The sequence below is a fragment of the Mycobacterium noviomagense genome (assembly GCF_010731635.1).
Classification (GTDB): Bacteria; Actinomycetota; Actinomycetes; order Mycobacteriales; family Mycobacteriaceae; genus Mycobacterium; species Mycobacterium noviomagense.
This window is the reverse complement of the sequence record NZ_AP022583.1, coordinates 3,183,010-3,194,253: the sequence shown is the minus strand read 5'-3', so window position 1 is coordinate 3,194,253 and position 11,244 is coordinate 3,183,010. Positions and strand designations below refer to the sequence as shown.

The following is an 11,244-nucleotide window of genomic DNA, read 5'->3' as shown; positions in this document are numbered from 1 at the left end:
TAAAATCTCAAAAATGAAGCCGCACAAGCATTCTGTTGCGCTGGTGATCAAGAACGACAACGCCGAGCTTCTCATCGTCGAACGTCCTGACGACGAGGACGGACCGCTTGCGGGGGTCTGGGGATTTCCGGCAACAACGCTAAGGGAAAACGAGACGGAGATCGAAGCTGCTCGTCGCATCGGACCCACCAAGTTGGGTGTCGAGGTAACGGTCAGCGCCAAAATCGGTGAACGAAGCGGGGAACGCGAGAGTTATACGCTGCACCTAAGTGATTACGAAGCAACGGTTTGCGAAGGACAGACACCCCACGTCCCGCAAAGCGATACAACCCTCACCCAGTATGCGGATCTCAAATACACCTCGGATCCAAGGGAACTGTTCGTAGCGGCTCAACGAGGATCCGAGTGCGCGCGAATCTACTTGCAGTCAATCGGTATCGATTGGTCTACTTTCCGCCGGTGATCTAGAAGAACGGGTTGCTGTTCGCCTGCCACTCGGCCTCCTGTGGGCGCGGCCCGTAGCGCTGGATGTAGTCCTCGTGCATCTTTGCGTCTTTCTGGCGTCTGATCGCATCCACCAGATTCGGGTCCAGGCCGTGCTGCGCCAGCCGGTGGCGGCGCCACACCTTGTTCAGCGCAAGCGAAACCAGCAGTGCCCAGACATAAATCGGCACCGTCATCTCCAAGTGCACATAGAGCGCGTTCTGGGCGGGCAGCAGCCAAAACGGGGCGAGAACCACAAACGGCGGTATCGCTGCGCGGACCATGAACCGGCGGACCGCTCCTTTACCGGCTAGATCGTGAGCGACCCACTCGCGCATCGAATCGGGAAGGCGTCGGTGCGTGTACGCGTATGCGATGTACTGCCGGGCGTTGGGTCGGGTGCTTGACGTGATGGCTCCTGGTAGGTGCGGGGGCGGCGAAGGCCGTCAAGCACCAAGCCTAGCGGCTTCGATGATCCGGAAGCGTTGCGCTTCATGTCGTGGTGTTGGCGATGGCGAGCTTCGAGCGGACATGCACCAGCGGCGCATTGGGATTGTTCGGTTGGGGAAGGGCCGCGACGGCGAAGTCGGCAATGGCGCCGGGGCGAAAGACGAGGCAGTACGTCGAACCGCCGTATTGGAAGTAACCGAGTTCGTCACCTTTGGCCAGGTGGTGACCCGGCGCGACGTGGTCATCGATGATGCACGACGAAACGTCCGACATACCGATCCCGACGAACGCCATGAGCCCGATGACCGGATCGTCATCTTCGATCAGGATGATCGCGCGTGCGGCGACATGCGCCAGATAGGCTTGGGAGACCGGCGGATTGACCGCTTCTTTGCCTTCGGTATCGGCCTCGGAGAAGTACGTTCCCGGCAGGTTGAACGCCCGCACGACTGTCCCGCCGACCGGACTGTGCCAACGGTGATAGTCGGTCGCGCTCAGAAACGCCTGGTATACGGTGCCGCCGGTGAACTGCTCAACGGACTCGTCGTTGCCGAGCATGTCCCGCAGCGAATACGGCTGGCTTTTGATCCAGAAGCGATCCTGTTGTTTGACGCCCATAGCGATGCGGTAGGGAGTGGACTCACAAGCGCTGACGACCACCTTGTCGTCGTCCGGCGAGGCGACCGGACGCTGGCCCTCCTTGAAGCGCCGGGTGAAGAAGTCGTTCCACGAGGCGAAGCCCCAGTGCTCGTCGGCCGGGTCGTACTGGAACTGCTCGATGCCGATTGCCTGTTGGGCCGCGGCGCATTTCCAGCCCGACGGCGAATCGTTGAGCACGTACAGCGAGTCGGCGCTATCGAGAAATGCGCACCACGCGTCGAGGATCTTCTTGAGCATCTCGTTGACCCGCGGATCGCGGTAGGCCGCGAACCCCGCGGGGGTGCCCATCGTCCAGTCGAGTATCGCGCCGAGTGGCGTCATCACCATGCTGTCGCCGAATTCCGGCGCCATCGTCAGCACCTCGTTGATCAGGCGCAGCATTTGTTCGACGCTCTGCAGATGACGCTCGCTGTACTGCCGCCCATGGGGCACCTCGGTGATCATCCGCTCGATGTACATGCGCACCAGGGGGTCGGTGGCGATCAACTCCTGAAATTCCGTGATCACGGGATGCAGCTTCGCGTCTGCGCCCCGCGCCTCTACCCGCTGCCGGTGACCGGTCAGCCATGACTCCAAGTCATCCTGTTCGGCCGGCAACCAGCCCGCGTTGCGCCGCACATCAAGACCATCAGAATCCATCGTCACAAGAACCAAACCTAGGCTCACGACGCGGCCGCCGACCGCCAGATCGCTCGAATGCACGCGGCCGGCGCCGCCGTCCACGGCGATGTCAAGTACTCAACATTTGGGCTGGGGTGCGTTATGACTGGAGCGGTGTTGGCGACGTCGAACCGCTCTTCGCCGCGCCGCTTTACCCATCGTTTTATAGGACGGGGACGGTTATGCGCCCGGAGTGGAGGGCCTGATGCGAGTTGGTTTGATGGTCGGTTCCGACAAGGAACGCGCCCGTGCCGATCGGTTGTACAAGCTCTTCGACGATGGAAAGCCGCCGAAAAGCCGAGGTTTCGCGTCCGTTGCCTGATGAGTGCCGAGCTCTTTGACGAGGCGCAGCCACGTCATCTCCCGGGCTCGCCCGTCGGCGAGCAGCTTGTCGGTCGCCTCCAGGACCAGGCGGTCCGCTCCGTCGAACTCGTCGCTGCCACGGGCGCGGGCGACGCCGGACTTCGGGATCGGCAAAGAATCCGGCAAACGGGCGCGCCCTCGTTTGACGTAGTTAAGTGGGTATCGCAGTTTGCCGAACCGCCCTATGCTCAGTGAATGCGCGACCGCGACACGATCGACTTTGAACTGCGGTTCATCGCTCTTGCGCGTCGATTTGTCCGTGAGCAGGGCGGTCAGCCGTCGTGCCGAGAGGCCGACGAGTTGCTCGACGAGCGCCTAGGCCACCGCGCGGACATGGTGGAGGCGTCGTCCGAAACCGCGGGAGTTGAAGCGTGTACGACTGAGGTTAGCGCCGACACCTGTTCGCAGTGCGACGAGACCGACGACGTCACGCGTGACGGATGTAAGCATGTGCTGCGCCGCTTCGGCACGCTCGCGGCGTTGCCACTGTCTCTCGCAGCCACCGCCGCCGTGTGGGCGGTGCCGTTCGCGGTCAACCACGCAGACTCAGCGGCGCAGCAGACGGTAGTCCCGCCGTCGGCCGCCGAGCCGTCCAACCCGGTTGCGCAGCAGACGGTACTCCCGCCGTCGGCCGAGCCGTCCAACCCGGTTGCGCAGCAGACCGTAGTCCCGCCCTCTGCCGAGCCGTCCAATCCAGTTGCGCAGCCGCCGGTAGTCCCGCCCTCTGCCGAGCCGTCCGACATCAGTGCGCAGCCGGCTGTAGTCCCGCCCTCTGCCGAGCCATCCAACCCGGTTGCGCCGAAAGCATCCGCTCCGCCGTATCGGATCCGCGACAGGGCGGTCATCGACGGGTCGAAACAGTACGAACCTGCCAGCCCGGCCGAGATACAGCAAACAATCCAGAATGCTCTCTCGGGTCTGCAAGCCATCCCTGGTCTCCAGGACATCCCCGGTCTGCAAGCCATCCCGGGTCTGCAGGGCATTCCAGGCCTGCCAGCTCTGCGAGGCGTTCCAGGCCAGTAGTAATCCCGGTCATTACGACACCCAGGCCGTGCAGAAGCCCGAACTGGCGTGGTATCGCAAACCGTTGGTTAGTGCGCTCGGCTGGTCACTGTGGACATTACCTGCGGGTTCCTGTGGAGCTAAGGGGCTCGAACCCCTGACCCCCACACTGCCAGGAGCGGGCAGGGGTGCTGACCAGGCACGATAGGTGCATTTTGGTGCTGTAGCGGTGGTAGTTGAGGGAGCGACTGTCGTCACAACTGTCGTCAGGACAGCGATGTTACGCGACCTCCTGAAATCTAGGCTGGTCCACACATCGCTTTCCGCGTGCTACGCGCGTAGTACGCTGGAACAGTGTTCGGCGAAGTGCTGTGGACCGAGGACTCCGAGGCCCACATCGCCCGCCACGGTGTCCAGCCTTCGGAAGTGGAGCAGGCGCTCTACGGCCGTCCACGGTTGAGCACCGCAGGACGCATGGGGACGACGTTGGTCTTGGGCACCAGCAACGAAGGACGGCACCTGTTGGTTGTCGTCGCTGAGGCCGCTGACGGTCGAGACTTCGTCGTCACCGCGCGCGACATGACTGACAGCGAGAAGCGCCTGTTCCGCGAGAAGGGGCAATGAGCATGAACCATGACGAGCTGAACGAACTCCGCGACTACTACGACAACACCGACGTCGCCAGCGAGTTCGCTGGCGCGGAACTGGACACCCGAACGACCGACGAGGTGATGGTCTCCACCTCGATCCGACTCCCCCAGTCGTTGGTCGACAAGGTGCGCAAACAGGCGGCGGTCCTGGGCATCCCCTCGACAACGCTGATGCGACAGTGGGTCATCGAGAAAGCGACAACCCCACCGCCCAATGCGGTGGTTTCCGTCGCCGAACTCGAGCGGTTCATTGCGGAACACAACCGACCAATCGCCTCTTAAATGATTCCCGACGACGAATACGAGTTCTACGCCCGCCCGAAAAACCAGGAACCCCAAGGACCAGGGCGCCGCCGGCTGACCGCCACCGTGCCCGTTCACTTCCCACCCGAGCTCCTGGAGCAGGTACGCGCTGCGGCCGCGGCAGAGGACCGCTCGGTCTCGTCTTGGATTCGCCGCGCAGTCGAGCGCGATCCGCCACCCGGCGTAGACGTCGAACACGTGACCAACGGATTCGCTGTTGGCTGTTGTTGACGATTCGCGATAGTGCCCGTTATCTGCTGTGCGCCAACCAATTCGACTATCTTTGACTGTCGTTGATTCCCGTTGAATCGCACCGATTCCCGCGCATATTCACCGAATAAACGCCGACCAAGTTCGTCCGCGAACCCTCGGAGCGAGCCGTCGGCGGGGTTCGTGACGTCGAACCCAGCCGATGAACGTACCGCATTGGCCAGTTCGATGCTCGCGCCATCGCTAACGCGCACAGCGCGATAGTAGAAGTTTCCAGGACCAATTTGACACACCACAAGCACTGACAGGGTCGTCCGGGCCATGACGGCGGGCTCATTTCCAGGATCGCAACGCGCACCTGGATAGCCGATGAAACCCAGATTGTCGGTATCGGGCAAGGTGTTAATCGCGTGAGGCGAGGTCGGAAGCGTGGCCAACCGGCTTGATCCGGCATCAGGGCTGGTACTGGCATCAGGGCTGCCACTCGGACTACCGCCGGAGTTTTCGCCGAAACTGAGCCATAGCGCTCCCAGGAATGCCCCGGTGAACATGGCTGCGGCCGCGGCAGTCAGCACGATCCGACCCGCCCCGAAACCCCTTCTCGGGTGGGGCGTTTCAAGTTCTTCGACGTCCTCTCTATATGGGGTGTAACCGGTTCCCTCTGGATCAGGCCAATATTGAGAGAATTGTTGAGTGGCCCGGGGTTGAGAGCGGCGACCAGCTGGCACCGTCGGGAGAGGCGCCGACGCGCCGATATCAGCGGTGCGGCCTGGCTCGCCCGAAGCGGCGCCTGGGTTGGTTCTCAGCGCGGCGCGTGCCGCTTCGGCAAGGCCCTTTGCGGTGGCGAAGCGTCGGTCGGGTTCTTTGGCCATACCAGCGGCGATCACGTCGTCCATTGCTGTGGGTATGCCGCGACGCTGTGCCGACGGTTTCGGGGGTGGGGTAGTCATGTGCGCCATTGCAACCTGCTCCGGGGTGGCGCCGGGGAAGGGCGGTTGACCGGTGAGGGACTGATAAAGCACGCACGCCAGGCCGTAAATGTCGGAGCTCGGTTTTATTTCTCCGGCACCGAATCGTTCGGGAGCCATGTAAGCCCAAGTGCCGATTGTCACCCCGGTGGGAGTTATTCCAGTTCCCCCGCGGCGCGAGCGATGCCGAAATCGATGAGATAGGCAAAGTCATCTTCGGCGACCAGGATGTTGGACGGCTTGAGGTCGCGGTGCACCAGCCCAACCTTGTGAGCGGCTTGTAGTGCCGAGGCGATCTGTTCGGTGATCCCGACTGCGCGGTCAGGGTCTATTGGGCCGTCACTGAGCAGTGTCTGGAGGTCCTCGCCGTTGACCAGCTTCATGGCCACATAGAGGCGACCCTCAATTTCACCGACGTCATAAATGGGCACTATGTGCGGGTGGTCCAGACGTGCTGCCGTGTGGGCTTCGCGGCGGAAACGGTGCTCGAACGTCGTGTCCTGGGCGAAATGCGGGAGCAGCATCTTGATCGCGACGATCCGGTCAATGACGCCGTCGTAGGCGCGCCACACCTCACCCATACCGCCCCGACCCAGCAACTCTACGAGGCGGTAACGTCCGAACGGCCTGCCCTCCACGTGAGCTGTCCCCCTGGAATGCGTTTGAGCAACACCATAAGCCGCGCCCGGGACCAACGCGGAAAAACAAAGGCACCGGTTATCCGCCGGTTTGCTCGGTGGTTGTTGAGGCTGCCGCTCATCTACCGCCTGCGGGAAGCTCGTTCGTCGCAAAATCGAGCGGGCGCGTGCACAGCACCACCAAACGGCTACACCAAAAAGGACAGCCACGAACCGGTAGTTTAAGGAGTAGCTTGCTACCTCTGAGGCTGGTAGGACCGGGACGACGGGCGGCATCCAGAAGCGGAAGTGATCCGGTCATGAAACGGCGCAAGATGCTGGGAGTTGCAGGCACGACCTACTTCAGCGAGGACGGCGAGTGGACGATCCTCACCCTAAAACCAGGTCAGCACCGTCTGTTTCGGAAGCAACAGCCCGTCGGTGACTTTCTGAAAAGTGCGGCTCGCGAAAAAGGACGCCGCTGAGGCGACGGATGCGTGACATCGATTTATCGCTTTAACCTGCAAGGTTTCGGGTGGAGCTAACGGGACTCGAACCCGTGACCCCCACACTGCCAGTGTGGTGCGCTACCAGCTGCGCCATAGCCCCGTGCAGTCGTGCCCATCGAAGCTACACCACAGCCCACAAGCGTTCAAAGTCGCTGGTCACGGCACTTCAGCCGATGACTTTGTCGACCACCTGCTGCGCCGCCTGCTGCACCTCGGCCAGATGGTCCGGCCCGCGGAAGGACTCGGCGTAGATCTTGTAGATGTCCTCGGTGCCCGAGGGCCTGGCGGCAAACCAGGCGTTGGCCGTCGTCACCTTCAGCCCACCCAATGGCGCGCCATTGCCGGGCGCGGCGGTCAGCTTCGCGGTGATTGGCTCCCCGGCCAACTCGGTCGCGGTCACCTGATCGGCCGAGAGCTTGGCCAGCCGAGCCTTCTGCTCCCGGTCGGCCGGCGCGTTGATGCGCGCATAGGTCGGCTCGCCGTATTTGCGCGCCAACTCTTGGTACCGCTGCGACGACGTCGCGCCGGTGACCGCCACCATCTCGGCTGCCAGCAGCGCCAAGATGATGCCGTCCTTGTCAGTCGTCCACACCGAGCCGTCACGGCGCAAAAACGACGCCCCCGCCGACTCCTCGCCGCCGAAACCGATCGCGCTTGTCAGCAGGGGTTCGACGAACCACTTGAACCCGACCGGCACTTCGAGCAGCTCCCGGCCCATCCCGGCAACGACCCGGTCGATGATCGACGAGCTGACCGCGGTCTTGCCGACCGCGAGGCTGGCCGGCCAGGACGGCCGATGGGTGTAGAGGTAGTCGATGGCCACCGCCAGATAATGATTGGGGTTCACCAGCCCGGCGTCGGGCGTGACGATGCCGTGCCGGTCGGCGTCGGCGTCGTTGCCGGTGGCGACCTGGTACGAATCGCGGTTGGCGATCAGCGAGGCCATCGCGTCGGGCGAACTGCAATCCATCCGGATCTTGCCGTCACTGTCCAGCGTCATGAACCGAAACGTCGCATCCACCAGCGGATTGACCACCGTCAGGTCAAGCCCGTGCCGGTCGGCGATCACCTCCCAGTAGTCCACGCTGGCCCCGCCCAGCGGGTCGGCGCCGATCCGCACTCCGGCGTCGCGGATCGCGCGGATGTCGACCACGTTTTGCAAGTCGTCAACATAGGCGTCCAGATAGTCGTGGCGCCACGCGCTGCGCAGTGCACGGGCCAACGGCACCCGCTTCACCCCCGACAACCCGTCGCGCAGAATCTCGTTGGCGCGCTTGGCGATTGCGTTGGTCGCCTCGCTCTCGGCCGGGCCACCGTTGGGCGGGTTGTACTTGAAGCCACCGTCGGCCGGCGGATTGTGCGACGGTGTCACGACGATCCCGTCGCCCAGGCCGTCGGCGCGGTCGCGGTTGTAGTTGAGGATGGCGTGGCTGATCGCCGGAGTCGGCGTGTAGCGGTCGGCAGAGTCGATCATCGCGACCACGTCGTTGGCGGCCAGCACCTCCAGCGCCGACACCCACGCCGGCTCGGAAAGAGCGTGCGTGTCGCGGCCGATGAACAACGGCCCGGTCGTGCCCTGCGCGGCGCGGTACTCGACGATGGCCTGGGTGATGGCCAGAATGTGGGCTTCGTTGAACGCGCCGTCCAGCGCAGACCCCCGGTGCCCCGACGTCCCGAACACCACCTGCTGCGCGACGTCGTTTGGGTCCGGTTCTTTTGTGTAGTACGCCGTCACCAGATGCGGCAGATCGACGAGGTCTTCGGGCTGGGCCGGCTGGCCGGCGCGCGGATGAGCCACCATGGTGTCAATTCTGCCCACCGTAGCGCGATAGGGTCCGGGGCGTCAGCACGCTCGGCCAGTGAAAGGAATCATTCAGTGGCAGGCCAGGATTACCGCGAGCTGGCGGCGATCTTTGCGGGCGGGGCGCTGGGCGCACTGACCCGCGCTGCGCTGAGCACCCTGGTGCCCGCAGACCCGACGCGGTGGCCGTGGCCGACGTTCGCTGTGAACATCGTCGGCGCATTCCTCGTGGCCTACTTCACGACCCGGTTGCTGGAACGGTTGCCGTTGTCGAGTTATCGCCGCCCGCTGCTGGGCACCGGACTGTGCGGTGGGCTGACCACGTTTTCGACCATGCAGGTCGAGATCCTGGCGATGATCGAGCACGGCAAGTACGGGCTGGCTGTCGGCTACGGCGTGGCCAGCATCGGACTGGGACTTCTGGCGGTGTACCTGGCCACCGCGCTGGTGCGCCGGGTGTCGGTGCGCGGATGACGGTCGCGGTCTGGGCCGGCGTGCTGGTCGTCGGCGGCGTCGGCTCGGTGCTGCGTTTCCTGGTGGACCGGGCGGTTGCGCGCCGGGTCGCGCGGTCGTTTCCGTTCGGGACGCTGACGGTGAATATCAGTGGCGCAGCGTTGTTGGGCATTGTCGGGGGCTTGGTGTTGAGCCCGCAGGCGGCCCTGCTGGCCGACACCGCGTTCATCGGCTCCTACACCACGTTTTCGACATGGATGCTGGAAACCCAGCGCCTGGGCGAAGAACGCCAGGTCTGGGTCGCGCTCGCCAACATTGTCGTCAGCGTCGCACTGGGCATGACTGCGGCGCTGCTCGGACAGTGGATCGGGAACCAGCCATGAGCGAGCCGTGCCTGAAGCTGACCACCTACTTCGGTGAGCGTCAGCGCGCCGTGTCCGACCGTCGCGGGTTTCTCGCCGACGCGATGCTCGATCTTTTCGGCGCCCGCGAGGTGGCAACCAGTGTGATGTTGCGCGGTATCAGCAGTTTCGGGCCACGGCATGTGTTGCGCACAGACGAATCGCTGAGCTTGTCCGAAGACCCGCCGGTGACGATCGCCGCCGTCGACGTGGAGTCGAAGATCACCGAATTAGTCGACGAGGTGATCGCGATGACCGCGCGCGGACTGGTGACCCTGGAGCGTGCCCGGTTCGCCACCGGCGACGTAGACGTGGCCAATGACTTCGACGAACCCGACGCCGTCAAGCTCACCGTTTATGTGAGTCGCCAGGAACGAGTCGCCGGGATGCCCGCCTACCGCGCGGTGTGCGATCTGCTGTATCGGCGTGGATTCTCCGGAGCCTCAGTGTTTCTCGGGGTCGACGGCACCGCGCACGGCGACCGCTACCGAGCCCGGTTCTTCAGCCGCAATGTCAATGTGCCGCTGATGATCATTTCGATCGGGACCGCGGCTCAGGCTTCGGCCGCGGTCGCCGAACTGTGCGCCACCATGCCCAAGCCGTTACTGACCGTCGAACGGGTTCGGGTGTGCAAGCGCGACGGAGCGTTGTTGGCGCGACCGCATCGGCTGCCCACGATCGACCCGCGCGGACGGCCCGTCTGGCAGAAGCTGATGGTGCACACCAGCGAAGCCACCGGGCACGGCGGTTTGCCGATCCACCGCGCACTGGTCCGCCAACTGCTGGAGTCGGGCATGGCCCGTGGCGCGACGGTGCTGCGCGGCGTCTGGGGATTTCACGGTGACCATGAACCGCACGGCGACAAGCTGTTCCAGCTAGGCCGGCGGGTGCCCGTGTGCACGATCATCATCGACAAGCCGGAGTGGATCGTCCGCAGTTTCGACATCGTCGACGAGTTGACGGCCAACCACGGACTCGTCACGAGTGAAATGGTTCCGGCGGTGGTATCGATCGACGGATCACGCCGCCCCGACGGTGTCCACCTTGCGAGCTACGACTACTGATTCGGCTGCGCCCGCAGCCGCGGTACGTCGTCGGGCGAACGCACCAGCGCGTACAGCGCCATCCGTCGATTTCGCATGTCGTGTTCGCCAAGGAATACGCAGCCGGCGCGCTCACAGAACCGGCGCCCCATCTGGTTGCGGTGGTCGGGGTCGAACATGATTCGGCGGCAGCGTGGTTCGTACTTCAGCACGCTCAACGCGAGGTGTGGCAGCAGGGATTGCACGATTCCCTTTTTCAAGACCCTCTCGTCCGGCACCGCGGCGTGTATGCCCACATCGTAGGGGTCGGCTTCGTAGCGCGTAGCGATGGAATCTTTTGCAGCCCAATAGATTTCGAAATAAGCTCCGTCTATTCCGTCGAGGCTGCCGATGAACGGCCGAGAATAGCTGCCATCGAGTTGAGCACGCAGGTAGCGATACCAACGCGACGTAGGCCAGGCAGATTCCCATGCATCGGCCAGCAGCGGTTGATTCATCCACTCGGCGATCATCTGGGCGTCGGCGTCAGGATCAGCGAGGCGCATAGCGAATGGTTCGGGCAGCTCGAGCGTGCTCGGCGGTGGTGGAAGGTTGCGGACCTCGTCGGGCAGGTCGTCGGTCAGTTCCCGCGGCAAGATTGGATCGGTCTCGGCCATATCAAGCAGCGAGCC

14 protein-coding genes, 1 tRNA gene and 2 pseudogenes are annotated in these 11,244 nt (G+C 63.8%); 10 read left to right on the top strand and 7 right to left on the bottom strand.

Annotation, left to right across the window (positions count from 1 at the left end; all coding sequences use genetic code 11):
• Positions 1 to 13: 13 nt before the first annotated feature.
• The gene (locus G6N15_RS15055) at positions 14 to 463 is read left to right on the top strand and encodes an NUDIX hydrolase (RefSeq protein ID WP_083088377.1); all 450 of its coding nucleotides are present in this window, start codon (positions 14 to 16) and stop codon (positions 461 to 463) included.
• A 1-nt stretch (position 464) separates the two neighbouring features.
• Here G6N15_RS15055 and G6N15_RS15050 read toward each other — a convergent pair whose 3' ends face one another.
• Entirely contained in the window at positions 465 to 896 is a 432-nt protein-coding gene (locus G6N15_RS15050) for a DUF5313 domain-containing protein (protein ID WP_083088378.1), read from the bottom strand.
• Between the two features lie 79 nt (positions 897 to 975).
• On the bottom strand, positions 976 to 2,232 hold the full coding sequence (locus G6N15_RS15045; protein WP_083088399.1) for a phosphatidylserine decarboxylase family protein: 1,257 nt from the start codon (positions 2,230 to 2,232) through the stop codon (positions 976 to 978).
• Between the two features lie 226 nt (positions 2,233 to 2,458).
• Here G6N15_RS15045 and G6N15_RS23300 point away from each other — a divergent pair.
• The 5 genes and pseudogenes from G6N15_RS23300 to G6N15_RS15020 form a co-directional block, all read left to right on the top strand.
• Positions 2,459 to 2,566 (top strand): annotated as a pseudogene (locus tag G6N15_RS23300) (LLM class F420-dependent oxidoreductase); the annotation flags it as partial.
• A gap of 245 nt (positions 2,567 to 2,811) precedes the next feature.
• Positions 2,812 to 3,639 (top strand): hypothetical protein, encoded by an 828-nt coding sequence (locus G6N15_RS15035; RefSeq protein ID WP_083088380.1) that lies wholly within the window; start codon positions 2,812 to 2,814, stop codon positions 3,637 to 3,639.
• Between the two features lie 333 nt (positions 3,640 to 3,972).
• On the top strand, positions 3,973 to 4,242 hold the full coding sequence (locus G6N15_RS15030) for a hypothetical protein (RefSeq protein WP_083088381.1): 270 nt from the start codon (positions 3,973 to 3,975) through the stop codon (positions 4,240 to 4,242).
• Positions 4,239 to 4,550: a hypothetical protein gene (locus G6N15_RS15025; protein ID WP_083088382.1), complete on the top strand. Its 312-nt coding sequence runs from the start codon at positions 4,239 to 4,241 to the stop codon at positions 4,548 to 4,550. Before G6N15_RS15030 ends, G6N15_RS15025 begins: the two co-directional genes overlap by 4 nt.
• Positions 4,551 to 4,802 carry a YlcI/YnfO family protein gene (locus G6N15_RS15020; RefSeq protein WP_083088383.1) on the top strand — a complete coding sequence of 84 codons (252 nt, stop codon included), beginning with the start codon at positions 4,551 to 4,553 and terminating at the stop codon, positions 4,800 to 4,802.
• 875 nt (positions 4,803 to 5,677) lie between these two features.
• Here G6N15_RS15020 and G6N15_RS23615 read toward each other — a convergent pair.
• Together G6N15_RS23615 and G6N15_RS23610 are read right to left on the bottom strand one after the other, a co-directional pair.
• Positions 5,678 to 5,869 (bottom strand): annotated as a pseudogene (locus G6N15_RS23615) (serine/threonine-protein kinase); the annotation flags it as partial.
• A gap of 35 nt (positions 5,870 to 5,904) precedes the next feature.
• Entirely contained in the window at positions 5,905 to 6,330 is a 426-nt protein-coding gene (locus tag G6N15_RS23610; protein WP_169922524.1) for a serine/threonine-protein kinase, read from the bottom strand.
• A 356-nt stretch (positions 6,331 to 6,686) separates the two neighbouring features.
• Here G6N15_RS23610 and G6N15_RS15010 point away from each other — a divergent pair, with 356 nt between their 5' ends.
• Positions 6,687 to 6,851 (top strand): hypothetical protein, encoded by a 165-nt coding sequence (locus G6N15_RS15010; RefSeq protein ID WP_163748089.1) that lies wholly within the window; start codon positions 6,687 to 6,689, stop codon positions 6,849 to 6,851.
• Positions 6,852 to 6,902: 51 nt separating this feature from the next.
• On the opposite strand, the gene G6N15_RS15005 is transcribed toward G6N15_RS15010, so the two are convergent.
• A tRNA-Ala gene (locus G6N15_RS15005) sits at positions 6,903 to 6,975 on the bottom strand.
• A 66-nt stretch (positions 6,976 to 7,041) separates the two neighbouring features.
• Positions 7,042 to 8,676: a phosphoglucomutase (alpha-D-glucose-1,6-bisphosphate-dependent) gene (gene pgm / locus G6N15_RS15000; protein WP_083088384.1), complete on the bottom strand. Its 1,635-nt coding sequence runs from the start codon at positions 8,674 to 8,676 to the stop codon at positions 7,042 to 7,044.
• Between the two features lie 75 nt (positions 8,677 to 8,751).
• On the opposite strand from pgm, the gene crcB (G6N15_RS14995) reads away from it, so the two are divergent.
• The 3 genes from crcB (G6N15_RS14995) to G6N15_RS14985 are packed head-to-tail and all read left to right on the top strand — an operon-like array spanning position 8,752 to position 10,594.
• Positions 8,752 to 9,150, top strand: coding sequence for a fluoride efflux transporter CrcB (gene crcB / locus G6N15_RS14995; protein WP_163748088.1), 399 nt, complete (start codon positions 8,752 to 8,754; stop codon positions 9,148 to 9,150).
• Complete coding sequence (gene crcB / locus G6N15_RS14990; protein WP_083088385.1) at positions 9,147 to 9,512, top strand: fluoride efflux transporter CrcB; 366 nt, start codon at positions 9,147 to 9,149, stop codon at positions 9,510 to 9,512. Before crcB (G6N15_RS14995) ends, crcB (G6N15_RS14990) begins: the two co-directional genes overlap by 4 nt.
• Positions 9,509 to 10,594, top strand: coding sequence for a DUF190 domain-containing protein (locus G6N15_RS14985; RefSeq protein WP_083088386.1), 1,086 nt, complete (start codon positions 9,509 to 9,511; stop codon positions 10,592 to 10,594). The genes crcB (G6N15_RS14990) and G6N15_RS14985 overlap by 4 nt, the downstream gene beginning before the upstream one ends.
• Here G6N15_RS14985 and G6N15_RS14980 read toward each other — a convergent pair.
• On the bottom strand, positions 10,588 to 11,229 hold the full coding sequence (locus G6N15_RS14980) for a GNAT family N-acetyltransferase (protein WP_083088387.1): 642 nt from the start codon (positions 11,227 to 11,229) through the stop codon (positions 10,588 to 10,590). The two genes, G6N15_RS14985 and G6N15_RS14980, sit on opposite strands and share 7 nt — an antisense overlap.
• Positions 11,230 to 11,244: the final 15 nt, after the last annotated feature.